Annotated in this window: 39 protein-coding genes and 1 pseudogene; 33 read left to right on the forward strand and 7 right to left on the reverse strand. The window is 39.7% G+C overall.

Annotation, left to right across the window (positions count from 1 at the left end; all coding sequences use genetic code 11):
• The first annotated feature begins 26 nt into the window (after positions 1–26).
• Positions 27–530 carry an LURP-one-related/scramblase family protein gene (locus tag FLK61_RS04105; RefSeq protein ID WP_176008247.1) on the forward strand — a complete coding sequence of 168 codons (504 nt, stop codon included), beginning with the start codon at positions 27–29 and terminating at the stop codon, positions 528–530.
• Positions 531–951: 421 nt separating this feature from the next.
• On the opposite strand, the gene FLK61_RS04110 is transcribed toward FLK61_RS04105, so the two are convergent.
• Together FLK61_RS04110 and FLK61_RS04115 are read right to left on the reverse strand one after the other, a co-directional pair.
• Positions 952–1,704: a putative periplasmic lipoprotein gene (locus FLK61_RS04110; protein ID WP_176008248.1), complete on the reverse strand. Its 753-nt coding sequence runs from the start codon at positions 1,702–1,704 to the stop codon at positions 952–954.
• Between the two features lie 75 nt (positions 1,705–1,779).
• Positions 1,780–2,202, reverse strand: coding sequence for a hypothetical protein (locus FLK61_RS04115; RefSeq protein WP_176008249.1), 423 nt, complete (start codon positions 2,200–2,202; stop codon positions 1,780–1,782).
• A gap of 81 nt (positions 2,203–2,283) precedes the next feature.
• On the opposite strand from FLK61_RS04115, the gene FLK61_RS04120 reads away from it, so the two are divergent.
• Entirely contained in the window at positions 2,284–2,484 is a 201-nt protein-coding gene (locus FLK61_RS04120; RefSeq protein WP_176008250.1) for a hypothetical protein, read from the forward strand.
• A gap of 327 nt (positions 2,485–2,811) precedes the next feature.
• On the opposite strand, the gene FLK61_RS04125 is transcribed toward FLK61_RS04120, so the two are convergent.
• On the reverse strand, positions 2,812–4,728 hold the full coding sequence (locus tag FLK61_RS04125; protein WP_176008251.1) for an ABC-F family ATP-binding cassette domain-containing protein: 1,917 nt from the start codon (positions 4,726–4,728) through the stop codon (positions 2,812–2,814).
• 295 nt (positions 4,729–5,023) lie between these two features.
• On the opposite strand from FLK61_RS04125, the gene FLK61_RS04130 reads away from it, so the two are divergent.
• A complete protein-coding gene (locus FLK61_RS04130; RefSeq protein WP_176008252.1) occupies positions 5,024–5,668 on the forward strand; it encodes a redox-sensing transcriptional repressor Rex in 645 nt (214 codons plus the stop codon).
• A gap of 1,091 nt (positions 5,669–6,759) precedes the next feature.
• Positions 6,760–7,215 (forward strand): annotated as a pseudogene (locus FLK61_RS04135) (MFS transporter); the annotation flags it as partial.
• A gap of 22 nt (positions 7,216–7,237) precedes the next feature.
• On the opposite strand, the gene FLK61_RS04140 reads toward FLK61_RS04135, so the two are convergent.
• The 4 genes from FLK61_RS04140 to FLK61_RS04155 all read right to left on the reverse strand — a co-directional run bounded on the left by FLK61_RS04140 (position 7,238) and on the right by FLK61_RS04155 (position 10,240).
• Positions 7,238–8,683 (reverse strand): recombinase family protein, encoded by a 1,446-nt coding sequence (locus tag FLK61_RS04140; protein ID WP_176008253.1) that lies wholly within the window; start codon positions 8,681–8,683, stop codon positions 7,238–7,240.
• Positions 8,680–9,171 (reverse strand): ImmA/IrrE family metallo-endopeptidase, encoded by a 492-nt coding sequence (locus tag FLK61_RS04145; protein ID WP_176008254.1) that lies wholly within the window; start codon positions 9,169–9,171, stop codon positions 8,680–8,682. The genes FLK61_RS04140 and FLK61_RS04145 overlap by 4 nt, the downstream gene beginning before the upstream one ends.
• A gap of 89 nt (positions 9,172–9,260) precedes the next feature.
• Complete coding sequence (locus FLK61_RS04150; protein WP_176008255.1) at positions 9,261–9,839, reverse strand: SWIM zinc finger family protein; 579 nt, start codon at positions 9,837–9,839, stop codon at positions 9,261–9,263.
• Positions 9,840–9,892: 53 nt separating this feature from the next.
• Complete coding sequence (locus FLK61_RS04155; protein ID WP_176008256.1) at positions 9,893–10,240, reverse strand: helix-turn-helix domain-containing protein; 348 nt, start codon at positions 10,238–10,240, stop codon at positions 9,893–9,895.
• Between the two features lie 163 nt (positions 10,241–10,403).
• On the opposite strand from FLK61_RS04155, the gene FLK61_RS04160 reads away from it, so the two are divergent.
• From FLK61_RS04160 to FLK61_RS04295, 29 genes are all read left to right on the forward strand, one after another.
• Entirely contained in the window at positions 10,404–10,649 is a 246-nt protein-coding gene (locus FLK61_RS04160; protein ID WP_176008257.1) for a helix-turn-helix domain-containing protein, read from the forward strand.
• 252 nt (positions 10,650–10,901) lie between these two features.
• Positions 10,902–11,174, forward strand: coding sequence for a helix-turn-helix domain-containing protein (locus FLK61_RS04165; RefSeq protein ID WP_176008258.1), 273 nt, complete (start codon positions 10,902–10,904; stop codon positions 11,172–11,174).
• Between the two features lie 10 nt (positions 11,175–11,184).
• The gene (locus FLK61_RS04170; protein ID WP_176008259.1) at positions 11,185–11,535 is read left to right on the forward strand and encodes a hypothetical protein; all 351 of its coding nucleotides are present in this window, start codon (positions 11,185–11,187) and stop codon (positions 11,533–11,535) included.
• A gap of 188 nt (positions 11,536–11,723) precedes the next feature.
• Positions 11,724–11,921 carry a hypothetical protein gene (locus FLK61_RS04175; RefSeq protein WP_176008260.1) on the forward strand — a complete coding sequence of 66 codons (198 nt, stop codon included), beginning with the start codon at positions 11,724–11,726 and terminating at the stop codon, positions 11,919–11,921.
• A gap of 187 nt (positions 11,922–12,108) precedes the next feature.
• Positions 12,109–12,696, forward strand: coding sequence for a Rha family transcriptional regulator (locus FLK61_RS04180; protein ID WP_176008261.1), 588 nt, complete (start codon positions 12,109–12,111; stop codon positions 12,694–12,696).
• 58 nt (positions 12,697–12,754) lie between these two features.
• The gene (locus tag FLK61_RS04185) at positions 12,755–13,591 is read left to right on the forward strand and encodes a conserved phage C-terminal domain-containing protein (RefSeq protein ID WP_176008262.1); all 837 of its coding nucleotides are present in this window, start codon (positions 12,755–12,757) and stop codon (positions 13,589–13,591) included.
• Positions 13,578–13,901 carry a replicative helicase loader/inhibitor gene (locus tag FLK61_RS04190; RefSeq protein ID WP_176008263.1) on the forward strand — a complete coding sequence of 108 codons (324 nt, stop codon included), beginning with the start codon at positions 13,578–13,580 and terminating at the stop codon, positions 13,899–13,901. Before FLK61_RS04185 ends, FLK61_RS04190 begins: the two co-directional genes overlap by 14 nt.
• A gap of 2 nt (positions 13,902–13,903) precedes the next feature.
• Positions 13,904–15,193: a replicative DNA helicase gene (gene dnaB, locus FLK61_RS04195; protein WP_176008264.1), complete on the forward strand. Its 1,290-nt coding sequence runs from the start codon at positions 13,904–13,906 to the stop codon at positions 15,191–15,193.
• On the forward strand, positions 15,190–15,468 hold the full coding sequence (locus tag FLK61_RS04200; protein ID WP_176008265.1) for a hypothetical protein: 279 nt from the start codon (positions 15,190–15,192) through the stop codon (positions 15,466–15,468). The genes dnaB and FLK61_RS04200 overlap by 4 nt, the downstream gene beginning before the upstream one ends.
• Positions 15,461–15,649 carry a hypothetical protein gene (locus tag FLK61_RS04205; protein ID WP_176008266.1) on the forward strand — a complete coding sequence of 63 codons (189 nt, stop codon included), beginning with the start codon at positions 15,461–15,463 and terminating at the stop codon, positions 15,647–15,649. Before FLK61_RS04200 ends, FLK61_RS04205 begins: the two co-directional genes overlap by 8 nt.
• Entirely contained in the window at positions 15,642–16,037 is a 396-nt protein-coding gene (locus FLK61_RS04210; RefSeq protein WP_249777678.1) for a replication terminator protein, read from the forward strand. The genes FLK61_RS04205 and FLK61_RS04210 overlap by 8 nt, the downstream gene beginning before the upstream one ends.
• Positions 16,037–16,744, forward strand: coding sequence for a hypothetical protein (locus FLK61_RS04215; protein WP_176008267.1), 708 nt, complete (start codon positions 16,037–16,039; stop codon positions 16,742–16,744). Before FLK61_RS04210 ends, FLK61_RS04215 begins: the two co-directional genes overlap by 1 nt.
• Positions 16,745–16,795: 51 nt before the next feature.
• Positions 16,796–17,173: a hypothetical protein gene (locus tag FLK61_RS04220; protein ID WP_176008268.1), complete on the forward strand. Its 378-nt coding sequence runs from the start codon at positions 16,796–16,798 to the stop codon at positions 17,171–17,173.
• A 12-nt stretch (positions 17,174–17,185) separates the two neighbouring features.
• Positions 17,186–17,353, forward strand: a complete 168-nt coding sequence (locus FLK61_RS04225) for a hypothetical protein (protein WP_176008269.1) — start codon at positions 17,186–17,188, stop codon at positions 17,351–17,353.
• 20 nt (positions 17,354–17,373) lie between these two features.
• A complete protein-coding gene (locus FLK61_RS04230) occupies positions 17,374–17,718 on the forward strand; it encodes a hypothetical protein (protein ID WP_176008270.1) in 345 nt (114 codons plus the stop codon).
• A gap of 35 nt (positions 17,719–17,753) precedes the next feature.
• On the forward strand, positions 17,754–17,963 hold the full coding sequence (locus tag FLK61_RS04235; RefSeq protein WP_176008271.1) for a hypothetical protein: 210 nt from the start codon (positions 17,754–17,756) through the stop codon (positions 17,961–17,963).
• Between the two features lie 46 nt (positions 17,964–18,009).
• The gene (locus FLK61_RS04240; protein WP_176008272.1) at positions 18,010–18,210 is read left to right on the forward strand and encodes a hypothetical protein; all 201 of its coding nucleotides are present in this window, start codon (positions 18,010–18,012) and stop codon (positions 18,208–18,210) included.
• A gap of 41 nt (positions 18,211–18,251) precedes the next feature.
• A complete protein-coding gene (locus FLK61_RS04245; protein ID WP_176008273.1) occupies positions 18,252–18,410 on the forward strand; it encodes a hypothetical protein in 159 nt (52 codons plus the stop codon).
• Positions 18,411–18,449: 39 nt separating this feature from the next.
• Positions 18,450–18,878 carry a YopX family protein gene (locus FLK61_RS04250; protein WP_176008274.1) on the forward strand — a complete coding sequence of 143 codons (429 nt, stop codon included), beginning with the start codon at positions 18,450–18,452 and terminating at the stop codon, positions 18,876–18,878.
• Between the two features lie 31 nt (positions 18,879–18,909).
• Positions 18,910–19,140 carry a hypothetical protein gene (locus FLK61_RS04255; RefSeq protein WP_176008275.1) on the forward strand — a complete coding sequence of 77 codons (231 nt, stop codon included), beginning with the start codon at positions 18,910–18,912 and terminating at the stop codon, positions 19,138–19,140.
• Positions 19,141–19,325: 185 nt separating this feature from the next.
• Complete coding sequence (locus tag FLK61_RS04260) at positions 19,326–19,562, forward strand: hypothetical protein (RefSeq protein WP_176008276.1); 237 nt, start codon at positions 19,326–19,328, stop codon at positions 19,560–19,562.
• Between the two features lie 29 nt (positions 19,563–19,591).
• A complete protein-coding gene (locus FLK61_RS04265; RefSeq protein ID WP_176008277.1) occupies positions 19,592–19,807 on the forward strand; it encodes a hypothetical protein in 216 nt (71 codons plus the stop codon).
• Positions 19,800–19,964 carry a hypothetical protein gene (locus tag FLK61_RS04270; RefSeq protein ID WP_176008278.1) on the forward strand — a complete coding sequence of 55 codons (165 nt, stop codon included), beginning with the start codon at positions 19,800–19,802 and terminating at the stop codon, positions 19,962–19,964. The genes FLK61_RS04265 and FLK61_RS04270 overlap by 8 nt, the downstream gene beginning before the upstream one ends.
• A complete protein-coding gene (locus FLK61_RS04275) occupies positions 19,964–20,281 on the forward strand; it encodes a MazG-like family protein (protein WP_176008279.1) in 318 nt (105 codons plus the stop codon). Before FLK61_RS04270 ends, FLK61_RS04275 begins: the two co-directional genes overlap by 1 nt.
• Before the next feature lie 137 nt (positions 20,282–20,418).
• Positions 20,419–20,694 (forward strand): hypothetical protein, encoded by a 276-nt coding sequence (locus FLK61_RS04280; RefSeq protein ID WP_176008280.1) that lies wholly within the window; start codon positions 20,419–20,421, stop codon positions 20,692–20,694.
• 11 nt (positions 20,695–20,705) lie between these two features.
• Entirely contained in the window at positions 20,706–20,888 is a 183-nt protein-coding gene (locus tag FLK61_RS04285; RefSeq protein ID WP_176008281.1) for a DUF3954 domain-containing protein, read from the forward strand.
• A 73-nt stretch (positions 20,889–20,961) separates the two neighbouring features.
• Positions 20,962–21,096: a hypothetical protein gene (locus tag FLK61_RS20155; protein ID WP_283811884.1), complete on the forward strand. Its 135-nt coding sequence runs from the start codon at positions 20,962–20,964 to the stop codon at positions 21,094–21,096.
• A 15-nt stretch (positions 21,097–21,111) separates the two neighbouring features.
• Entirely contained in the window at positions 21,112–21,549 is a 438-nt protein-coding gene (locus tag FLK61_RS04290) for an ArpU family phage packaging/lysis transcriptional regulator (protein ID WP_176008282.1), read from the forward strand.
• Positions 21,549–22,094, forward strand: a complete 546-nt coding sequence (locus FLK61_RS04295) for a site-specific integrase (RefSeq protein ID WP_176008283.1) — start codon at positions 21,549–21,551, stop codon at positions 22,092–22,094. The genes FLK61_RS04290 and FLK61_RS04295 overlap by 1 nt, the downstream gene beginning before the upstream one ends.
• Positions 22,095–22,506: the final 412 nt, after the last annotated feature.

A 22,506-nucleotide genomic window follows, 5' to 3' on the forward strand; every position in this document is an offset into this window, starting at 1 on the left:
ATATAAAAAAAGGAGGGAGCTTTCTTATGGAAAGAACGGTCTATTTCAGTGATAATTTTTTCTCATCAGGCAAAACAGATATTTTTAACGAGGATAAAGAGCGTGTTGGAGAGCTCGATTTGAAGGGGGCTTTCTCTTCAAGCGTACGCATTGAAACAAAGGAAGGAAATGTGCTAGAAGCGGCTTTCCCATTCTTCTCGATGAAATGGCGTATTAAGCTTGAGGATGGTACGAAGGTAGGCGAGGTCAAATACGCGCTCTCGTTCTCTAAAAAGCGCTACACATATACGACATCAACGGGTGAGTATGATATCTCTGCTCCAGCATTCTCGCGCTCTTATACGATTAAGGATACGGACGAACAAACAGTTGCCATCTTTGATCGGGTAAGCGGCTTTTTTTCTGCGCCGTCATACAAGCTTGTCAATGAATCAGACTACTTAACAACAGAAGAACTCATTGCGGTCGTGATGGGCGTCAATGCGATTGAGAAGGCAAGCAGTAATAATAGTCACACACCGACACCTTAAGTAGGAGTGGATAACGTTATCCACAACCTGTGCAAAAGATCGAATATTGTTGAATTGTAAAGAATTTGTCGTGTTAATAAATAATTTGTGGATAAGTCGTGGAATTGTTAATAAGATATGAATATGGCGTTAAATGGGCATTTTTCTGTGTATATCTCTGTGGATAATGTGGATATGTCAGAAAATAAGCATATTTTTGTGTATTTAACGGTGGATTATAGGAAAAAATTCAGTGGATAACCATGAGAGTGCAGTTTTTAGGGGGAGACTTAGGTCTCCCTTGTCCCTCAACATGCATTCTTTTTATGTTATTTTGTCGGATAAGAACTGTTTGAACCGTTCGAAGGAAAAAGTTGTCCACACTTTTAAGAATTTTTTAATTAATATGAGCTTTTTTGCTTATTAAAAGCATCATACGCTATTACTCATTAGATTCTAAAACTTTTATTTCTTTTGTATACATGATCGGAGGTAGCATCTCTGCTAATCCATCGTGCTCCGGGGTTACTTGTATCATATCGCCGACCCGTAAATCGTTTAATTCAATTTGCTCTCGATTGTTATCCACAATAACGCCATTACTTATATCAATAGAGAATTCACCTGTCCATTGTTGATTTTCAGCAGCTTCAATTAATGGTCCTGATTGTTCATATGTTTCCTTTATAACTGCTTGAAAAGGAGGGAAATCAGGCTCAGTGTTTGTGGAGAGAACGTCTATTTTGTGTACATACATTCCTAGAGGTTCGCTACTTTCAAGACCTCTAATTTCACGTGTAATTTTTACTCTGTCGCCTCTTTTAATGTCTTCCATTCCAATCTCGTCTCCATTTTCATTAAGAACCACTGCAGCGGTGTTCTCCTCATCAAATTTGACGATGAATTCTTTAGACCTTCCCATATCTGCGGTTGCACCATCAATGACTTCTATTAATAGTGAATCCCCACCTCCACCTCTTGATCGCACGATCTCACCAGTTACTTCCGCTTCAAATGTTGGTAAGCTCTCTTCGTCATCTCTACCCCATCTAGTGTCTACATTGGTATCGGTATTTTCACTCGAATTCTCAGCAGTAATCTCAGAGGTAGAAGGGATATTCGTCTGATTTTCGCTTGTATTTGAACAACCAGCTAAAAATAAACATGCTAGTAGAAACGTAATCACAAATCTCATGCTCTCACTCCTTTATCTATTAGTCGAAAGGGGGAGAACTAAAGTTACATGAATCTTTAAATCGATGGCTTCAAATTACTGCTTTTCAGTTACACGACTCTGTCTACGCGAAGCCCTAAAAATCGAGCGAACAATTAGTTGTGCAATAAACGAGGCAATCCCCGTGAGCAGAACAACCATTTCCATTGTAAAAGGATTAAACCAAGATGGATTAGGTGGCACTAAAAACGACACAGCTAAAAATAAGGAAAGAATGATCGTTAATAAATTCGCAATTACGACGTGGAGTATAAAGACTCGCGACGATAATCCACCAATAACAATAATCAACCCTATTGCAACAATAGCAACTACATAAAACAGCTCTATACCTCTATCCACTAAAACAATATCAACGAAAAATACTAAAAACGGAAGCGGAACAAGCGTAAGTAACAACCAAATATACTTGATATAAATTCCTCCTTTGATTGCAAACGTCGAATGAAACTCTTCCATTGTCACTCACGTAGATAATATTATCCAATTATTACAGAAAACAAACAATTGTCAAATCATCTAAGTAGGAGAGTGAGTGGCATGAACAAACTGTTAATAGGAAATGTCTTTGTCCTAACGGGCATGCTTCTTTTAGTGATCGCATCCAATATATCTGATTCAACACTTTGGCTCATCACAATGAGTGCTAGTGTCTTCTCGAACATACTAGGGACTATCTTTTTGTCCTTGTTCTTAAAAAAGACACTTGCTGATAAAAAAGCTGTTTCAAATTCTCGATAAGTTAGATTATTCACTAGCATTTTTACTAAACCCTTAAAAGAAGCACCAAGCCGGCAAACTCGGAAGACACCTGAAGACAATCCATAGGAATAGGCTGGCACTTAAGACCCCACAGGAAGGCGTTTAGGGTAAGGCGACAGCCGCGCCCTGCCGACGAGGAGGCATAAGGTCAGACCCTATGCCGAGGGTGTCTGTAGAGCTGATGGCTCTTCCTTCCTTCTACACAAAACAAACAGAATGAACCGTCTGGCACTTAAGCTCTTATAACAGCTCGAAGAGCTGTATTCATTCGACAAACAAAAGAAAAAGCCAGCCCAGAAGGACTGACTACTGTAACGCTTCCCATTCTTCGAACGCCTCATCCATCTCTGCTTTCGCAGCCTCCAGTTGCTCGTTCACCTCACGAGCCTTCTCATGGTCTGCAAATACCTCCGGATCAACAAGCTTCGCTTCTAGTTCTTCGATCACCGTTTCCTTCTGCTCAATCGCATTTTCTAGCTCTTCAATGCGACGCTTTCGCTGACGTTCGTTCTTTTGCTTCGCCTTGTTTTCCTGATAGTCGGATTTAGAAGAAGGAGTAGCCTGCACGTCTGAAACCGCCGGCTTATTTTCCTCCTCGGCAAGACGCTTTAGCTCAGCCTGCTCGAGCTTCTTTTGCACGTAGTAATCGTAGTCGCCGAGATAGCTTGTGACGCCAGTTGGCGAGAGCTCGGCTACACGCGTCGCCATACGATTGACGAAATATCGGTCGTGCGAGACGAAAATAATCGTGCCTGGATAGCTAATCAAGGCTTCCTCGAGCACCTCTTTACTATCGAGATCCAAGTGGTTCGTCGGCTCATCGAGAATGAGGACATTAGCCTTTTGCATCATCAGTTTTGAGAGTGCAAGACGCGCCTTCTCGCCACCGCTTAAATCTTGGACATTTTTTAGCACATCGTCGCCACTAAATAAGAAATTCCCAAGTACCGTACGAATATCCTTCTCCGGCGTTTGTGGATAATCGTCCCACAGCTCCTGTAAGACGGTCTTTGACGAATGGAGCTCCGTTTGTTCCTGATCGTAGTAGCCAATTTCCACGTTACTACCGTAATGAATCGATCCTGCGAGCGGCTTTAACTTCTTTACGATCGCCTTTAACAGCGTCGATTTCCCAATCCCGTTCGGACCAATGAGCGCTAAACTCTCGCCGCGCGATAGATCGAGCGAAAGGTTCGTCACAAGCGCCTCATCCGTGTACCCGAGTGAGAGGCTATCAATCTTCATGACATCATTACCCGTCTGCTTCGTAATCCCAAACGAGAACTGCGCAGACTTATCGTCCGACCGCGGCCGATCCATGCGCTCCATACGATCAAGCTGCTTACGACGACTCTTCGCACGGTTACTCGTCGACGCACGCGCCAAGTTACGTTGCACAAAATCCTCGAGCTTCTTAATCTCACCCTGCTGCTTCTCAAACAGCTTCCACTCCTGCTCCTCAAGCTTCGCGGCCTCATCTAAATACGATGAATAGTTCCCGACGAATCGGCGCGTCTGGCGGAACGACAGCTCGTACACGACCCCTACAACCTTATCTAAAAAGTATCTATCGTGAGAAACAATCAAAACAGCTCCGTCATAAGCGGACAAATAGCCTTCTAGCCACGTCAACGTGTCGATGTCCAAATGGTTTGTTGGCTCGTCTAAAATGAGCAGGTCCGGCTTAGAGAGCAGAAGCTTTCCTAAAGCAAGGCGCGTTTTTTGCCCTCCACTAAGAGACTCAACCGGTGTATCATAATCAAACGAAGTAAAGTGAAGTCCTGATAAAATACTGCGAATGTCAGCTTCATATTGAAACCCTCCACGAGCCTGGAAGTCGAGCTGAAGCTGGTCATATTCCTTTAAAATCTTTTCATAGTCCTCTTGCATCGGATCGCTCATTCGCTCCTCTAACTTGCGAAGCGTCTTCTCCATGTTTCTCACCTCGGTAAAGACGGTGAGCATCTCATCCCAGATCGAGCGGGAGGTCTCGAGGCCGCTGTCCTGAGCGAGATAGCCGATCGTGGTCTCCTTTGGAATCATGAGCGTGCCACTATCATAGTTCATCTCACCGGCGATCACCTTTAAGAGGGTGGACTTGCCGGCGCCGTTGCGACCAACAAGTGCCACGCGCTCGCGACTTTTAATTTCCAATTTCACATTTGATAAAATTTGCTCGGATCCAAAGAATTTGGATAGCTGAGCGCACTGTAATAAAATCATAGCTAGGTCATCCTCACGTTATAGTCTACGTTAAGCGTACAGGAAGTGTTGTGCCTCTGGCAACTATTCAATGACCAAGATCTCTGCACAGGGACACAAAATAGTGTAGAATAGAACGTGACTGCGGAAATATCGCAAAAAACTGGATTGTGAAGGTTATTACATATATACTGCTAGATAGGATGCTTACTTTAGTAAGCTATTTGTCACTTAAAAGATTGGAAGCGTTATCAACCTAGCAGGCTAATGTTTTACTTATATAATGTTAAAAGCTTTATTACAGGGGGCATACAAGATGGATATGGATCAAGCGAAAATTCCACAGGCAACGGCAAAGCGACTGCCGTTATACTATCGATTTCTTGAAGGACTCCAGACGTCAGGCAAAACGAGAGTGTCGTCGTCTGAATTAAGTGAAGCGGTGAAGGTCGATTCGGCCACCATTCGCCGCGACTTCTCGTACTTTGGCGCATTAGGGAAGAAGGGCTACGGCTACAACGTCAATTACCTCCTCTCCTTTTTCCGCAAAACACTCGATCAAGACGAGCTTACAAAAGTAGCACTCGTCGGCGTCGGTAACCTAGGCACAGCCTTTTTAAAGTACAACTTCAGTAAGAGCAATAACACACGCATTGAGATGGCCTTTGATGTGGACGAAAATACAGTCGGCACGGTCATTGGCGATGTACCTGTACATCATTTTGATGATTTAAAGCGTCATATTGAAGGGAACTTAGACGTTGCAATCTTAACGGTCCCATCAAGTGCAGCGCAGGGGATTGCGGAGAAGCTAGTGGAAGCTGGCATCAAGGGTATTCTGAATTTCACTCCAGCGAGACTGTCTGTACCGGACGATGTTCGTGTGCATCATATTGATCTGTCGGTAGAGTTGCAGTCACTTGTTTATTTCTTAAAGCACTATCCGTTGTCGTCGAATTAAGGGAGGGTCCGAGCCTATGTGGTTCGGGCTTTTTTGTTTGGGGTTAAGGGAAAGAGCAAGATCAAGGTCAAGGTCAAGTGCTGTCACCTTCGGTGCCCCTGCGCGGCGGGCGCAACTACCGGTGGTGGCTTGCTCAACTATTTCGCCCGTCCAGGGGACGTGCGAAAGGATTTTCGCCGCGCGTAAGTGCTACCACTGGTAATACGCGCCCGCCGCTTCGGAGCACCTACGGCGACGGTAAATGGATTGATACGTTCACTTTCTCTTTCCCTTCACAGTCCATCAGTAAGGCACCATCAGTTGCTCAACTGCCACTTATAAAAGAGCGCACGAAGAAACAAGTGAAGCGAACGGTTTGTGTTGTGAAGAGAAGCGGTGACGAAGTGAAGGGAAAGCTGCTAGTTGTGATGTGAAACGTGGTAGAAATGACGAGCAAGTAAGAAGTGAAGCGAACGGTTTGCGTTGTGAAGAGAAGCGGTAATGAAATGAAGAGAAAATTGCCAGTTGTGATGCGAACCGTGGTAGAAGTGACGAGAAAGCAAAATGGAAACACAAACTATCATGAACATCTCTAAGTAATCTGGCATTCCCCAATAGAAGCTCAAGAGGCGGCAGACTCGGAGGACATTCGGAGACAATTAGCAGGAATTGGCTAGGGATGAGACCCCACAGAGATGCGTTTAGGAGGAGACGACAGTCGACTCCTGCAGCACGAGGAGGCTCAGACCTAGACCCTGCTAATGTCGTAGAGTGTCCGCAGAGCTGACGACTCAAACCTGATACTCTACCAAAACCGAAAGTAACAGATTGGCACTTCGGCATCTAAATAAGGTCTAGCTCCAAGAGCTAGACGCCCTAAACAAGTTGGCACTTATTCACTTAGCTCGAAGAGCTAAAAGCACTAAATTAGTTAGCAGTTATTCATCTAGCAAGTAAACCAAACACCTCGTAAGCAACTTTCACCCCAACATGGTATGATAGAGGAATATTACTGATTCGGAACTCGAAAGAAACCTTCAATCTAAACACACTTATATAAGCACTAACCAAACCATCACCACCGCGAACCAACTTCAAAAAAGGAGAACACCATGGCTAAAATCCCACAGAAATGGCTCGTTGTCATTTCCGTTCTACTCGGAACATTCACCATCATATTAAATAACAGTATGCTAAATCCCGCCGTGCCACAGCTAATGCGCGTCTTTGACTCCGATGCCGTTGCAACGGGCTGGGTCATTACGATCTTTATGGTCACAATGGGGATGACGATGCCGCTAACCGGCTACCTCGGAGATAAAATCGGTAAAAAGCAACTCTTTTTGATCGGACTTACGATCTTTACCATCGGATCCGTACTAGGCTCTCTATCTTGGAATCTACCATCTCTCATTACATTCCGAGGCCTGCAGGGAATCGGAGGTGGCGTGATGATGCCACTGTCACTCGCGCTTATTTTCGAAGTGTTCCCTAAAAACGAACGCGGACTCGCGACAGGGGTATGGGGAATTGCCGCAATGATGGCGCCAACGATTGGACCTCCTATAGTAGTAGTAAGACATATCATAATCAATGGAACTCGACATTGCTCACCCAAACTTTCCTCTCTCGCGCTTTGTGAGGTTTAAGATCGTCTGAATCTACATCAAAGCTTTTAATTAGCATAGAGAGCATACTCTTTTTTTCCATGTGATCTAACTCGATCCAGTTTCTTTCGAAGTCAGCTAAAACATTGGCCATACTTCTATAATCAAGTTGCATACTTTTGCTTTCTAATTTGGATATATACATTTTTAAATTTGATAATGCCTCTTGATCCATTTCTGTATGAGATCGTAACTCATCGAGTGATATAACTCCTTCAGCATACGCGACTTGCCACTTTTTACGTCTCCCTTGTACTTTATTCAATTCCCGTGTTAACTGCTTTAATTCCTGTGTATGATCATCCTCGCGTTTAATGAGCGACTTATCTTCACTAATCTCCCTGTACTCCGACGAAAGCTTTCTGATTTCTTTTAGAAGCTCACGATCAATGCTTTCTTCGTTAATTTGTTTAGATGTGCAGCCGTCACGTTTTCTAGTACATATATAAGTACGATAGAAGGGAGCAGTGCCATCTAACTTCTTTCTTCCATGTTTCGAATGACCTTTCATCGGCGCACCACAACGCGCACAACGCGCAAACCCAGAGAAGGGGTAGCTGGACCTGATTGTTCGCGGATGGGCTCCTCTCCTACTTGTCCTTAATTTCATTGCACTCTCAAAACGCTCCTTAGGGATTATTGCATCTGTATAATCATTATACATATTCCCACCCCAAGAAAATTCCCCGGTCATCAATGTCCTTTTCAAAGTATCTCTTACAGCTTTAGCGCGCCAATTATTTCCTCGTCTCGTTTTATAGCCTTGCTCATTGAGCCTGTCTGCTATTCTTTGTTCTCCAAACCCATCAAAGTACAAATCAAACATTTTCTCTACCACTTTAGCTTCAACCGGATCGACCTCTAATTGTTTAGTGTCTTTATTGTATGAGTACCCAAAAGGAGGAGGACCACCAGGATACTGTTTCTCCTCAATCATTCTCTCCTGGCCCATTCTTACACGCTCACCAAGGTTCTCTCGTTCCCATTGTGCGAGTGCGGCGACAAGCGTAATAAAAAGCCTGCCCATCGCCGTAGTTGTATCGTAGACTTCTGTTGCTGATTTAAATTTGCAATTATAGCGCTCAAAGAAATCTAGCAGTTCATATAAATCCCTCACGGATCGTGTGAGTCTGTCTAAGCGATATACAAGCACAACATCAATCTTTCCATCCTCAATATCCTTCATGAGACGATTCAATTCTTGACGCTTCGTGTCCTTTGCAGATACGCCCTCCTCAATATAATAATCAACCACAGACCAATCCTGAGAGTCAGCAAAGTTATTTAATCGTTCATGCTGAGCTCGTATACTAAATCCTTCTTTAACCTGTTCGTCTGTTGATACACGGATGTAAATACCAGTCCTCATAGCACACCTCTAATTCTTGATTGTTCAGAAGCCTGTTCGATAATTCTGTTCACGCGAAGTCTCGCCAATTTTGGAGAGACACCAAAATCACGAGCAATTTCACGATGTACATTAGGATGCTTCAGATCATAACCTTTTAACAAATGGAATGGAATAGCAGCATAACTCATAAAACGATTAGCGTCCCATTCTTGCAATTCTTTCATCATCTTAGTTATCGTCTTACTCTGATAACCAACGTGTCTGAGGATATGACAAAGCTCATGAAAGAAAATTTCTCTTTGTTCCTCTTCACTAAAGTTAGGATCAAGATTGATCGACTTTAATCTTGTGTTTAGAAAGGCAATAGATCTAGTTGGTTTGTGAGTTAAGAAAATGTTGAAGTGTTTGGCGATTAAATCTAAGTCAATATCGGTAGGTTGTTGAATAGAGAGACTTTTATACTTTGCGGAGATCCACTTTTCAACGTCTGTTGGGTAATATTTCATGGGGTTCACCTCTTTTTCTTTACATTATAAGAACAAATGTTCGTATAATCAAGCGAAATGATAAAAATCGGAAAAAGAGGTGGGTTTTATCAGGAGAAGATGTGGTAAGAGAGGATTGCTTTGTTTCGCCGATTATCAAAATCGTTATTAATGTCTTTAGCTACTTCGCTATCTGGCAAAAAGAAAAATTCTGCATTCAATTTATTAAGAATGAAATGAAACTTTGAATGATAATTAGAGAAATTTAAATCATTATTCTCTACTTTACCAAGACACTTTTTATTCATATCAAATACATAAGTCGTGCGCAAATTATAAATAAACATTAGATAACCACCATCAATTAGTATCTCATCTACTTCCTCTTGTTTGTTAATATGTCTTTTAATATTTTTAGGCAACTTAAAATACTTGTCTTGATTTTTTTGAGCATTGAAGTTCTCAAAAAAGTTTGAAATAACATCATATGTGTCGGTATCTTTAATTGCTTGAATAAATTCAATCTCTTCTGATGTTTCAGGATTAATTTTACTTAATAAGTGTTTGCATAACGTTTTTGATTGGCCAGCTCTACATGTACACCTTCCTGTCAATTCATTATTGTTGATTAAAAACATGACTTCATATAGATCACCCTTAGACCCTTCTACTTCAAATTGGTATTCCATACATATCCCTCCATTAAATTTGTTTAAAAAAATAGTGCGTAAATACGCACATATTAATTACCTTCTTCCATCTGTCTTGCCTTATATCTTAAAAACTCTAGATGCTTCTTTAGCTCAATTAATTCTTCCTCCGTTAAGTTCTCTTCATCGAAGAAGAATAGGCTCTCATCTTTGCTTTGAGGTTTTAAAGGATCAGGTTCATCTGAACGCCCCAAAATATAATCAGCAGATACATCAAAAAAATTAGCGAAAACATTTATTTCATTATCTGATAGTGGTCTAGATCCAGATTCTATTCGACTTATTACACTGTAATTAATATTGACTCTTTCGGAGAGCTCACGTAAAGAAAGATTATGATGCTTTCTTAATTGCTTAACATTATTTTTAATTCGGCTCATTATTAACACCACTTTTCTATATTGGCAACAGTTTAATAATATCATTTATTTATATCAGAAAAAATAATATTTGTTAAAATAGCAACAAAAGTGTTGACTTTGCTAAAACAACAAATTATACTTTAGTTAAGTTGCTGATATAACAACAAGAAGGGAGGACATAATGAGAACATTTAACCTTATTTATATAAAGAACCGACGAAAAGAATTACAAATTTCTCTACAAGAAATGGCTGTTTCTCTCGGTTTCAAGAATGCTTCTACTTATATGAAATACGAACGTGGTGACTATTCCTTTAAGGCCGAACACTTGCCACTACTAGCAAAAGAATTAAATTGTAAAATAGAAAATTTTTTTAGCTTGAATGTTGTTAAAACAGCAACAAAGAGAAAAAGAAAAGCTAATTGAGGTAATTGGCCCGGAGTTACCCGGGCGAGAGGAGGTATTGCAGTGGAAAAGCCAAGTAAAGAAGCTTTGAGAAATGTTGCGAAGTATTTTGCGAAGACTACAGTGCCACGCCTGATCAAGAAGGACCAGGAAAAGGCGAAGAAAGAAAAGGCTGTCTAATGAGTATGTACCCTTATTATAGAACATTTGTTTCTGTTTTATGGTCACTCTCACGAACTGTTCGTATCACGAACATAGAGGGGGTGGATTGAATTGGAGTTTGGAGCATACATGAAGGAAGCTCGAAAACGAGCAGGCTTCACACAAGAGTACATGGCTAGTCTTATGCACCGTAGCCGAAGCAGCGTTGTCAAAATGGAACGCGACCAACAAGCGATTGAGGTTAATGACTTTGTTAGATGGATGAAGTTGACCAACGCACAAGATTTGATGGTGGCTGCAACATTAGGAATGGACATTACTACATTGCAACCAGTCATAGAAGTTTTATCAAAGTTAGTGACTGGATTGATCATTTTACTATGAGGAGGCACTTATGAAGACGCAACCGTTTAAGGGTTTTTCGAAGTCAAAAATTGATTATGTAGTTAACGCAGTGGCGCTAGAACAAGTCAAAGCTGGTGCAGAGGATAAATGCTTGTCAATTGCATTTAACAAGCTTAAAAGCCAACGTAACAACGCTGAGTTAGATAGCATGGAAATGATCTTGCTTGCGAGAGCATTAAAACGCTTATATGTCAGATTGTATAAAGAATACGGTGAAGAAAGCTTTAAGAAAGAGCGTCAGCATTTACTTAATATCGCGAATAAAATCGACATTGCGCGTTTGCAACACCAAGAAAATAATCACCCGTTAAAAAAGCACAAAAAAATACTGACCGCGTGAACGATCAGCATTTTTAGATAGAACAATGTCAACAACCTAAGACAAGTATACCGTAACAGATTAACAAAGGCAAGCTTAGCTTTGCCTTTAGGCTCCCGGGATATCAACCAGCGTCCCTTCTAATTCCCCTGCCCGGGAGTCTAAAGGTGTAGCTAACACCAAATAAAATTATGAAGGAGGAAATTAGTATGGAAGAAATTAAATTCGAAGAAAAGAAGTATACGCAATTTAATCATGTTAGTGGAGTGGTTCGAGTGTTTTGTGGAACATATTCGCAAGTAAATAGTTTCTTTATTGAAAATCCAGATCTAGAGATCCAAGATATGCAAATGTCTTCTGGCTCACCTTTCCCACAGATCATGGTCATTTATCTTGCAGAAGATTAATTTTTGGGAGGTAGAACAATGTGAACAACCTATTTAGACATCGCAGGATTCTACTTCCTTCTCACTGTTTTAACGATCAGAACGAGCCTTTAAATGACCGTATCAGAGCGTATTTAGCCAAGTCATATAAAGAGGTCAAGTTTATTAAAACAGACGGTAAATTCGCTATCTGTGAAGGGAGGTAACGATGCAGGAACTTGTGTATGAGAAGGATGGAATGGTTGTAACTGATTCGCTCACATTAGCAGCAGCCTTTGAAAAAGGGCATGACAAGGTGCTAAGAGATATTCGTAATATTAAATGCTCAGAGGCGTTTAAGAATGAGCATTTTGCAGAGTTTGTATACAAGAATAAGCAAGGCCGAGAAATGCCCATGTATTATCTGACCTACGAAGGATTTGTGTTTGTAGCAATGAGCTATACAGGATCAAGAGCAGCCGAACTCAAGGAAGATTTTATTTTAAACTTCGGCAATCGAGTGAAACAACTCGCTAGTAGCCAGCCGGATATGAAGCATTTAGAGGCTACATACACTGACGCTATTACAATCAAATCGGATAAGCAAAGGGTGATACAAGTAGCTGTTAGAAATCGCGTGTACGAGCAATATGGACACATTTCAGATAGTGCCAGGAGAAAGTACTTTGCTCTAATGTATCAGCAAATTAGAAAAGAGTTTGGCGTGTTGTCTTATCGCGATCTACGAGAAAAAGACTTTCAACGTGCATTAAATTTTATAGATAAATCGACTCTCCAAATTATAACGAGTCAATAACGACAAGGGTTTATAACCACTCGCCAAAGTTGGAGAGTCGTAAAGGGGAGTAATGTTTATGGATCAACAAGAGTTAATAGACAAAATGCTCAGCATCAACTTAGACGGGAACGTTATACCTCATTCTTGGTTTAAGGAGCTTAAAAAGGACACTGGTAAACCAGATGTGCATTCGATGATATTGTTGTCTGAATTTGTTTATTGGTATCGTCCTGTTCCCGTTAAAGATGAAATAACGGGTGAGTTCATCGGTTACCGCATGAAATTTAAATCGGACAAGCTTCAGAGATCTTATGCTCACCTTGAGGAACAGTTTGGTCTTTCCGAAAAACAAATTCGTGAAGCTCTTATAAGACTAGAAAATAAGGGGCTCATCAAGCGTGAATTTAGAAATATTGTGGTCAACCGAAAGAACCTAAGTAACGTGATGTTCATTGACATTAACCCGGATAAAGTGAGGGATATTTCAGTTAGTACGAAAGTCAGGGGTGGTTCCCAAAAAGGAAACACCCTCCTTCCCAAAAAGGAAACACCCTCCTTCCCAAAAGGGAAACACGTATACGGAGATTACTATACAGAGATTTATAAAGAGATAGTGTCTTTTCTAAATCATCATGCAGACAAAGGATTTAAAGACACAACACCCAAGACCCAAAAACTAATAAGAGAGCGACTCAAAGAAGGAAACACCGTAGATGACTTTAAACAAGTTATTCTAACTAAGGTCTCTATGTGGAAGAATGATCCAGATAAAAATTTGTATTTAAGACCTGAAACACTGTTTGGTAATAAGTTCGAAGGTTACCTAAACGAGAAGGTACCAGAAAATAAAAAGTCAACTGGAGGTTTCGCTCAATTTGCTAAAAAAGGGGATGATCCTAGTGACAAGGAATGAGGTTGTAGAGCTTTTAGAACAAATTAATGCAGCTTATCCAAATAAGATTGAGCAAACGGAAACGACCTTTAATTTATGGCTTAGACAAATGAAAGATCAAACAGCAGCAGATGTTTTTAGACGGTTAGACGCCTATATCCTTGTTAACAAGTTTGCTCCAGGAATTGGCGACTTGAAGCGAGTTGAGCGCCCTGAGCATAACAAGAATCCATTGCAGAAATACGAGCATTGGAAGTCTAACGCTTCACAGGGACCTAGTGAAGAGCAGAAACTGCGCATTAGGGAAATATTATCTGCTAGGGAGGGGTAAACGTGGTAGAACAAATTCAAAACACCGAAGCCGAGAAGTTGCTCTTGGGTGCCATATTAAAAGATCCCGATGTAGCCAAAGAACTCACCATTGAGCATAAGCATATTTCGGTTATGCATCGTCACATTTTTGAAGCAATCACAAAAATCGTTGCTGAGAATGAAAAAGTAGACTTAGCTACAATTAGTGCTTATCTCCCTCCTGGTGCTATGAGTCAAGTGGACTGGCGAGGCATAAAAGATCACGTTCCGTCTGCTAGATCACACGAGACTTATCAGCGACTCATATTAGAATCGTATAAGCACAATGAGTTGAAAAGGATGGCTCAATCATTCTTAGAAGAATCTAGTGAGCATGTCTCAAAAGAAAGTTTTGAAAGCTTTATTAACGAAGTCACGCAACTTAATTTAACCCACCATGTTCAAAAGGATTTTGATTTACAAAGTGTGCTATTAGATATCTGGAACGATGCAGAATCAGGGGTTGTGGATCAAGGGATACTTACTGGTTATAGCGAGCTAGATCGTATGACAAATGGCATTAAGAAAACAGAGTTGACGATTGTAGCAGCTCGTCCATCTGTCGGAAAAACAGCTTTTGCGATAAACATAAGTAATGCGCTTATGTCGCGAGATGCATTTGGTCACCTATATTCTCTTGAAATGGGCGAAAAGAAATTCGTTATACGGATGTTAACCGCAGAAGGCAATATAGACTCTATGAAAATGCGAAATCCTAGAGATTATTTCGAAGCAAGTGATTGGGAGAGGCTTTCATATGCTACGGCTGCTATTAATAAGCAAAGCATGTACATCCATGAAGCATCGAATGTCAAAGTTGCTCAAATCTACGCTAATACTAAAAAGTTGATGAGACAACATCCGGATAAAGAGCATTTTGTTGTCATTGACTATTTACAGCTACTTACACCGACTTCTAACAAGGTTAATCGGAATGAACAAATTTCTGAAATCAGTCGTGCTCTTAAAAATATGGCAATGGATTTAAACATCCCTGTTATTGCTTTATCGCAGTTATCTCGTGGCGTAGAACAGCGACAAGATAAACGACCAATGCTTTCGGATCTACGTGAGTCAGGAAGCATCGAGCAAGATGCTGATAATGTTCTGTTCCTTTACCGTGATGATTATTATGACAAAGAGTCCGAGAAGAAGGACATTATTGAGATCATCATTGCGAAACAGCGTGAGGGTCCTGTAGGTACTGTAGAACTGGCTTATATCAGAGAGTATAACAAGTTCGTGAATCTCGAACGGCGGTATGCATCATGATCGACGAAAAGAATAGAGTTGACGTTCCTGAAGAGATAGCAAATTGGACAATTGCACAATACTATGAAGCTATTTTAGAAGGTGGAGGCATGGCTCCTATCGCTGGTTTGATCGAATATTTAGTATTTGAGCGAAAGGTATTACGGATGGATCACAACCACCGAAATATAGATTTTGTTTTAAAAAAGTACCCATTTTTAAATCAAGAGATTGAGGCATATACGCATCGGATGGGGTATAAATTCAGGCATGAGGAGGGATGGGAAGTTGGCTAATTTACGTAAGGCTTGCATAATTGCTGAGCTACAAAAAATGCAAATCTATGAGTCTCGCGATAAGCGCTCACTGACTGCATTAACGCTAGAAGAATTAGAGGTTGAGCTTGTAAGGGCTCCAGAGGTTAGGGAGCTGGAAAGGATCAAAAAAGAATCTACAGGAGGCGTTGAGATTGGCTGAGAGAATTGTAAATTTAGAAGAGTTGGCTGGTGGAGCACTAACTGAACGTGTGAATCAAGAAATGTTAAAGGTGTTAAGTAATATTGCAGACCCTAACACTGATCCGTCTAAGGTGCGTACCATCACAGCAACTTTAAAAATTTCAGGAGATAAGGAAAGAAACATTGGTAATACCTTAGTTGAGGTCAAGTCTAAGCTTGCTCCTGCTGAAGAAGCAGCATTTAAGATGATTATTGACCGTGACTCTAACGGCAAGATCACTGGCGCTGAATTGAAGAGTGGTGTACGAGGACAAACGTATATGGAGGAAGACGGTGTTTATGATGATCGAGGAGAAAAAGTATATGATTTCCGCACTAAACAAACAACTTCTGAGGGGGCTAAATAATGATTAAAGAAGCAATTAAATACATCGTGGATCTAGGAAATAAAGAAGCACAAGTGATTGAAGGTAGGCACTACACTCCAGAAACGTTATATCCCGTTGAACTACCGAGAGTGAATTCATTAGAGGTTAATACATTAAGTGGTCTAGTAGATTACATCCAATCTGAATTTGATAGTAAAAACCCATTAATGATTCATGTTGTTTCTCCACAGACGGTTAAATTATTTGATGCAGTCAATCAAGATGCTAAAAGAAATACATTTATTGTTGCTAACGCGTTAACACCTAGCTTTAATTTTGATCATTATTATGATGTAGAGTCATTCAACATTAAATTGCAATCTGTTTTTGTAGCAAATGATGATCGAGATTCAATGCTTAGACTTGTAGGCAACGTTAAAGAAGAATCAGTAAATGAATATGGAGACGACGGTATAACTCAATCCGTTACTGCTAAGACAGGTGTAGCCCAAGTAGGTACGGCAATTGTTCCGAATCCTGTTACATTAGCTCCTTACAGGACTTTCTTAGAGATTAAACAACCAGAATCACACTTTGTATTTAGAATGCAGTCTGGTCCAAAATGTGCCTTGTTTGAAGCAGACGGTGGTGCTTGGAAGCTAAATGCTATGAAAGATATTGCTACTTACCTTAGAGGTCAGCTAAGTGAAGAAATTGAAAAAGGCAGCATTAAGTTGATCGTTTAATCAATCAGGCGCCGACCTCATCGGTTGGCGCTATTTTCTTAGGAGGTAATTATGATTACTTGTGTGTATCCAGACGGGCGTAAGCTTATGCAGATTGAATGTGAAATCATGAATGACAACATGATGTGGATTGAACAGGAGATCATGATTGAGCAAATGTATACAAGAGCCATGATCAAAAAAAAGGCTGCTGAAGCATTAATGAATGTCGTTAGAGAGATCGGTTCAATGTTTAGAGAAACCGTTTTAAGTTTTGTAAATGGCATTAAAGATTTTTTCAAATCACTACAAGAAGCAAACAATCAGGATAGATCATTTGAAAACCTCCAATTCAAACGATTAAAGACTGCTCGCATACCTAACTTGATTATGCGAGATCAGGTATTGATGCGTAAGCCGATGTTCTCCATGCCCAGGAATAGAATATAAGAGGTGGTATGAATGAGGTTTGTTGAGTTCACCGGAAAAGAAAACGAAAAAGAATTCTTGCTGAAATGCTTAGAACAATGGGATGCCACTACCAGCACCAATGTTCCAGAAGCAATCAAGGTAATACATCTTGCAACTGTTTTTAGGGAGATTAGTCACCGAATTGATGAATTAGATTGAGTTTAGAAAGAAGGTGCTGCATGGAAGCATTATCAATGTTGTTTATGGGACTATATTTATTTACATTACTCGTCCTATTCATCTGTAGTCTTAGAGTGATTGTTCAAATAATGATGTTTATTGTGGCTCTGACCCGAAGAATTAAAGACGTAGAAAGCTTCAAAGAAATGATGAAGTCATTGAAGAGAGGTTCACAAGATCATAGCTGTGTATCATGCAAACGACCGATGATCTTACTAGCAATCAACAATGATGGTGATACCCGTAAAGATTTATTCGGTTGTAAGACTTGCGATGGTGGAGGTTACGCCATTTATAAAGAGGATGGGGTGACGATCAGAAGAAAAGTTTGGTGGAAATATTAAGTTGGTGCGCATAACGGACAAAAGGAAGTGTGTTTATGAATAACGAAACGTTGGAAGAACTTCGTAAATTATATGGTTCCATTTACGACATCGCTTTGAGTGCGTTTAAAGGTGGATACGTTGAGCAAGTAACAATAGCTTCGCTAGAGATAGAAGAAAAAAATGAACGACATCCTATGAGAAAGAAGCAATTACAAAAACAGATTCAGAAAATGAAATTAGAAGAGCGTAAAAATAAACGTTAGCGCACATAACGGACATTAAACGAAATAAGAAGGAGTTGGAAGTAAAGTGAAAGCAAAGGATATTGCCGAAAAATTAGAGCGTTATGAACAGAAAGCCTATGAAGGTGGATATGGTATCGATTGGTTAGAAGGTATAGGTATAAACTTAAAATATTATATGATTGAATGTGACAAAAAAGAGGTTGAACCAACGATGCGAGACTTCCTTTCACGAATCGATGAAATGCATAAAAAAGCTGAAGCTTGATTCACATTAACCCCATTATGCGCAATAGAGAGGAGAAAAAAATGTCAAAAACTGCTCTTATAGAGTGGGAGTACGAAGATAATCTCGATTTTGATTTAACGAAGGGTATGTTCTTAGCTAGTGAGATTGTCTACGGTGTTCGGATGTATCCCTATGTGTCTATAAATAACGATAGGTATTACTTGGAACGTACTAAGTAGCAACCCCATTATGCGCAACAAAAAAGGGAGAGGTAAGCAATGAGAGAGGTTAAGTATAGGATTTATAGCAAGTCTCGCAAGGAAATGTTTCCTGACGGCTTTGGCGAAAGTGTTTGTTCAGGAATGATAAAAATGGCTTTGGCCTATAACGAACAATCCATAAAACTTGGGAAAGGTCCTGTATTTTCTAAAGATTCTCTTCCTAAAACCGGCATCTACTTGCCTACTGATGATAAGGATTTAATTTTCATGGATTACACAGGATTGATTGATAAGACAAGCAATCGAATATTTAATGGTGACATTTTAAAAGACGATGAGAAATTTCTATGGAAGGTCCACTTCAAACAAGGCGCTTACTACGCAGAATGTAATGACCTTATGGCTGATCAATTGTTATCGTCAGTGAACTTATATTGCAAAGTCGTTGGGAATGTTTACGACAACGCAGATCTACTAAGGGTGTAAAACCCATTATGTGCTGAAAGGAGATAGTTTCATGGAGCTAAGCGATTATTTCACTAGAAATCAGCAAAAGCGTATTGAAAAATCTATAACAGGCTTTCCAATGTCTCCAGAACAAGCAACAAGGATTTTAGAAATAGCAGCGTTTGTCTACGGACAAGGTAGAGATCCAAGAATAATAATCTTGCACGACACTGAGACATCAACTGAGGAGCAACTTAACGAATTGAGAAAGTACTATTATTCTTCGGAACGAAAATATTGAGATCCCATTAAACAGAGAAAGGATGGAAACTGATGAGTGATATCGAAAAAAGCGCTCGTGCTATCAGAAGAGCCAAACGGATTATGTATGTGTTGTTTCATAGATCTTTTCAGAGAATAGGCCTGTATTACGTGGTAGATAAGTTGAATAATTTCCTCTTGAATATTAGAAGGAGCTGAGTATTAATGACAGACAAAAAAGTACCGATATCTTTAGCTAATATTAAAGTTGATCGAATAGAGAAACAGAAATCTGATATTAAGCAAAGCATAAAAGATGCTTTAGAAACTTTACCTGAACAAATAGAAATATTCGAGGTACAGGCTAAAGTGTTAAAGGCTCGTTATGACAAACTACTAAAAGTTGGTTTTAGTGAAGAACAAGCTTTAGAGATTATTAAAACTCGACCGATCCTTGAATAAAAAAAATTCGCAAAGGAGACAAGTAATCAATGAAAGATCTGATGAATGGCCTATTCACTTTGGCTCTATGTTTACTTATTGCTGTCAGTATTTATTTAAACTACGAAAAGAAAAAAAGTATTGATGAGTTGAATGAAACTCAAAGTCGCTATATTGATGCTTGGGAGTCATTAGATGAGAGATTTAAAGCTATAGTTGATGAACATTTCAGGTGCAATGAGGAGGTTGAGGTTTGTTATGACTAAAGATAGACACAAGGGTGATCGTTATCGTCCAGTCGTAACAATAGCTAAAACAAAGAACGGTGTCCCTACTGTAATTGATGTCAGTGGTCACAGATACACATTAACGCATCCGCATCACAACAGGGGTGCTCAAGAAATTAATAGGAGGGCTAAGTAATGGAACAAAGGTTAAATAGACTCGAAAGCAACATTGAGCATTGGGCAACGGAAAGAGGATTAGATACTGCTGATCCTAGCAAACAAATGTTAAAGCTCATAGAAGAAGTAGGAGAGCTTGCAGGCGGTCTTGCTAAAGAGCAGCCTTACGTTGTAATGGATTCCATTGGAGATGTATTTGTAGTTATAAAGATTTTATCTATGCAACTAAATATAGATTTCAATGATTGTATCCAATTAGCTTACAACGAAATAGAAGACCGAAAAGGTGAAATGGTCAATGGCGTTTTTGTCAAAGAAGAAGATTTAAAAAAATAATCAAAAAGGAGGAGATGATCTTGGAAATCTTTTTTGATCACCCTGTACTGACATCGTGGTTTATCTTCTGGATTTGCATTTGCTTAGGTTTTGGTGGAGCTATCGCATTTACAGATCACAATAAATAAGGTGTCACCATGAATATTCAAATGGATTTGTTTAAACAAGTGGCTGATGTCGATTTGAATTATTACCATAAGCTATGCGAGCAATGCGGTTTAACCAATTCGCTAATAGCAGTTAGCGCAAGCACGGATAGGATTGTATGCAAGATAGACGAAGAACTGTGGCTGCTAGATATTACAGAAGAACCTACTAGATTATCAGACTATGAAAGTATCATAGGTTGTTTGATAGAGAAAAGAAAAATTAAACATCATGAACTAAAGGACAAGGATTGGATACTTGCATGAGGGGGGAGCACATGAAAATTAATCAAGAAGATTGGACGGCTACCATTGATTTAACAGACAACGCTACATATGTGGTGAAAGATGGCCACATAAAAAAGGTTACACCAGTTTCTTCGGGTTTTGGAAAGCAAACTATAACTTGGCAACAGGAAAAGCCAGTTTATGAAGAGGTAACAATTACAGAAAAATTATAAACAGCTTATCGGAAAAACCGAGAGCACATTACATAGTAACTTGTAATGTGCTTTTTTATTTGAAGGAGGAACTATGAAAAAGACGCCAGCTATTAAACCACCAAAAAAACGAAAAACAAAAGACATGACGAAACGCGAAGTCGAAGAGCTTATGGGTGTAAACCGACAGACTTACGTACGTAATAAAGGCGCAATCAGACAAAAATAAAAGGGGGCATTTTTCATGGTAGTAGAATTTAAGATAACGGATATTGACTCAAAAGCAACTCGTAAGAAGGTATCAAGGGAATTGCAAAGATTAAGTTTGTATTGGGGCGCAGTAAGGTCCGTTCCTTCTATTACGCCAAGTTATGCGCTTATACCTGGAGCACCCTCAGGATTCAATTCGAAAGTAGAAAATGCAGCCGTAAAGAATGTAGACCAAGAGAGAGAACGTGAAGAATACGTATCTCGAATGATGGATTGCATTAATCGTTTAAATGATACTCAAAGGCAAATTCTGATTATGGAGTATATTGAATCTGAGTATCGTTTTAATTATGAGATATGGAATAAGATCGGAATGTCCGAAAGTCAATTCTATAAGGTGAAGAGCCAAGCCTTTTACCGATTAGCATTTATGCTTGGCATCGAAGTTTATAAAAAAGGAGATGAGCGATAATGAAACTCGTTCAGCCGATCCGGGACAAAGAGACAGTGGTTGAAGTAAAAAGATATCTACAGGAAAGAAATCAACGCAACTATCTTTTGTTTGTAGTAGGTATCTATACAGGTCTTCGAGTATCAGACATCCTATCAATCAAAGTGTCTGACATAATACAAAACAAGTATCTTGTGATTAAAGAAAGCAAAACAGATAAGACGAACAGAATCGAACTACATGGAGAGTTAAAGCGCGAATTGCTCAAATCTATTAAAGATAAGAAAGAGCATGAATATATATTTCAAAGCAGAAAGGGCCACAACAAACCTATATCAAGAATCACTGCATATAGAATATTAAAAGAGGCAGCTCAATGGGTAGGACTAACGGAGATAGGCACACACACTATGCGTAAGACCTTTGGTTATCATTTGTACAATAGCACAAAGGATATAGCCACACTTCAGAAACTCTTTAATCATTCTAGTCCACAACATACGCTTAGATATATTGGCATCACTCAAGAAACGTTAGACGACTTCAGACGCAAAGTACATTACTAACTCTGTCCAATAAGTGGGCAGGGTTTTTTCTTTTTTTCTATAAAACATTTATAACTATAAGTGTAATCGGTTAGGAGGTTATGGACCTGTAAAGCTCGCTGAATGTTTTAAAATAAGCGCGTGTTACATTCGTTTTGTTAATGTGAGTTTGAACCAATGCTATCAAGGCATTCAAGACTTCAATTAATGCAACACAATGTAAGATATGATACATTCAATAGACAATATCTAGGAGAAAATAGGCTATAAAAATAAACCGTGGAGTTTTTGGAGAGTTTTTGTGGAGTTTATAACAAGAATTACCTGTTAATATGATAAGTAGGTTGATAAGCCAAAGAAAGGGCGTTTCGCTTTGCGAGCGTCCTTTTTTGTGTGTTTTTTTAAAAATAAAAGTTAAAAAAGTTCTTGTGGC

It is taken from the genome of Paenalkalicoccus suaedae, from assembly GCF_006965545.2.
In the GTDB taxonomy this organism is placed as follows: domain Bacteria; phylum Bacillota; class Bacilli; order Bacillales; family Salisediminibacteriaceae; genus Paenalkalicoccus; species Paenalkalicoccus suaedae.

Excerpts from the sequence above, each read along its gene's own strand:
- FLK61_RS04105 (WP_176008247.1), top strand. The coding sequence starts at position 27 with ATGGAAAGAACGGTCTATTTCAGTGATAATTTTTTCTCATCAGGCAAA.
- FLK61_RS04110 (WP_176008248.1), bottom strand. The coding sequence starts at position 1,704 with ATGAGATTTGTGATTACGTTTCTACTAGCATGTTTATTTTTAGCTGGT.
- FLK61_RS04115 (WP_176008249.1), bottom strand. The coding sequence starts at position 2,202 with ATGGAAGAGTTTCATTCGACGTTTGCAATCAAAGGAGGAATTTATATC.
- FLK61_RS04120 (WP_176008250.1), top strand. The coding sequence starts at position 2,284 with ATGAACAAACTGTTAATAGGAAATGTCTTTGTCCTAACGGGCATGCTT.
- FLK61_RS04125 (WP_176008251.1), bottom strand. The coding sequence starts at position 4,728 with ATGATTTTATTACAGTGCGCTCAGCTATCCAAATTCTTTGGATCCGAG.
- FLK61_RS04130 (WP_176008252.1), top strand. The coding sequence starts at position 5,024 with ATGGATATGGATCAAGCGAAAATTCCACAGGCAACGGCAAAGCGACTG.
- FLK61_RS04140 (WP_176008253.1), bottom strand. The coding sequence starts at position 8,683 with ATGAGGACTGGTATTTACATCCGTGTATCAACAGACGAACAGGTTAAA.
- FLK61_RS04145 (WP_176008254.1), bottom strand. The coding sequence starts at position 9,171 with ATGAAATATTACCCAACAGACGTTGAAAAGTGGATCTCCGCAAAGTAT.
- FLK61_RS04150 (WP_176008255.1), bottom strand. The coding sequence starts at position 9,839 with ATGGAATACCAATTTGAAGTAGAAGGGTCTAAGGGTGATCTATATGAA.
- FLK61_RS04155 (WP_176008256.1), bottom strand. The coding sequence starts at position 10,240 with ATGAGCCGAATTAAAAATAATGTTAAGCAATTAAGAAAGCATCATAAT.
- FLK61_RS04160 (WP_176008257.1), top strand. The coding sequence starts at position 10,404 with ATGAGAACATTTAACCTTATTTATATAAAGAACCGACGAAAAGAATTA.
- FLK61_RS04170 (WP_176008259.1), top strand. The coding sequence starts at position 11,185 with ATGAAGACGCAACCGTTTAAGGGTTTTTCGAAGTCAAAAATTGATTAT.
- FLK61_RS04175 (WP_176008260.1), top strand. The coding sequence starts at position 11,724 with ATGGAAGAAATTAAATTCGAAGAAAAGAAGTATACGCAATTTAATCAT.
- FLK61_RS04180 (WP_176008261.1), top strand. The coding sequence starts at position 12,109 with ATGCAGGAACTTGTGTATGAGAAGGATGGAATGGTTGTAACTGATTCG.
- FLK61_RS04185 (WP_176008262.1), top strand. The coding sequence starts at position 12,755 with ATGGATCAACAAGAGTTAATAGACAAAATGCTCAGCATCAACTTAGAC.
- FLK61_RS04200 (WP_176008265.1), top strand. The coding sequence starts at position 15,190 with ATGATCGACGAAAAGAATAGAGTTGACGTTCCTGAAGAGATAGCAAAT.
- FLK61_RS04215 (WP_176008267.1), top strand. The coding sequence starts at position 16,037 with ATGATTAAAGAAGCAATTAAATACATCGTGGATCTAGGAAATAAAGAA.
- FLK61_RS04220 (WP_176008268.1), top strand. The coding sequence starts at position 16,796 with ATGATTACTTGTGTGTATCCAGACGGGCGTAAGCTTATGCAGATTGAA.
- FLK61_RS04225 (WP_176008269.1), top strand. The coding sequence starts at position 17,186 with ATGAGGTTTGTTGAGTTCACCGGAAAAGAAAACGAAAAAGAATTCTTG.
- FLK61_RS04230 (WP_176008270.1), top strand. The coding sequence starts at position 17,374 with ATGGAAGCATTATCAATGTTGTTTATGGGACTATATTTATTTACATTA.
- FLK61_RS04235 (WP_176008271.1), top strand. The coding sequence starts at position 17,754 with ATGAATAACGAAACGTTGGAAGAACTTCGTAAATTATATGGTTCCATT.
- FLK61_RS04245 (WP_176008273.1), top strand. The coding sequence starts at position 18,252 with ATGTCAAAAACTGCTCTTATAGAGTGGGAGTACGAAGATAATCTCGAT.
- FLK61_RS04250 (WP_176008274.1), top strand. The coding sequence starts at position 18,450 with ATGAGAGAGGTTAAGTATAGGATTTATAGCAAGTCTCGCAAGGAAATG.
- FLK61_RS04255 (WP_176008275.1), top strand. The coding sequence starts at position 18,910 with ATGGAGCTAAGCGATTATTTCACTAGAAATCAGCAAAAGCGTATTGAA.
- FLK61_RS04260 (WP_176008276.1), top strand. The coding sequence starts at position 19,326 with ATGACAGACAAAAAAGTACCGATATCTTTAGCTAATATTAAAGTTGAT.
- FLK61_RS04265 (WP_176008277.1), top strand. The coding sequence starts at position 19,592 with ATGAAAGATCTGATGAATGGCCTATTCACTTTGGCTCTATGTTTACTT.
- FLK61_RS04270 (WP_176008278.1), top strand. The coding sequence starts at position 19,800 with ATGACTAAAGATAGACACAAGGGTGATCGTTATCGTCCAGTCGTAACA.
- FLK61_RS04275 (WP_176008279.1), top strand. The coding sequence starts at position 19,964 with ATGGAACAAAGGTTAAATAGACTCGAAAGCAACATTGAGCATTGGGCA.
- FLK61_RS04280 (WP_176008280.1), top strand. The coding sequence starts at position 20,419 with ATGAATATTCAAATGGATTTGTTTAAACAAGTGGCTGATGTCGATTTG.
- FLK61_RS04285 (WP_176008281.1), top strand. The coding sequence starts at position 20,706 with ATGAAAATTAATCAAGAAGATTGGACGGCTACCATTGATTTAACAGAC.
- FLK61_RS20155 (WP_283811884.1), top strand. The coding sequence starts at position 20,962 with ATGAAAAAGACGCCAGCTATTAAACCACCAAAAAAACGAAAAACAAAA.
- FLK61_RS04290 (WP_176008282.1), top strand. The coding sequence starts at position 21,112 with ATGGTAGTAGAATTTAAGATAACGGATATTGACTCAAAAGCAACTCGT.
- FLK61_RS04295 (WP_176008283.1), top strand. The coding sequence starts at position 21,549 with ATGAAACTCGTTCAGCCGATCCGGGACAAAGAGACAGTGGTTGAAGTA.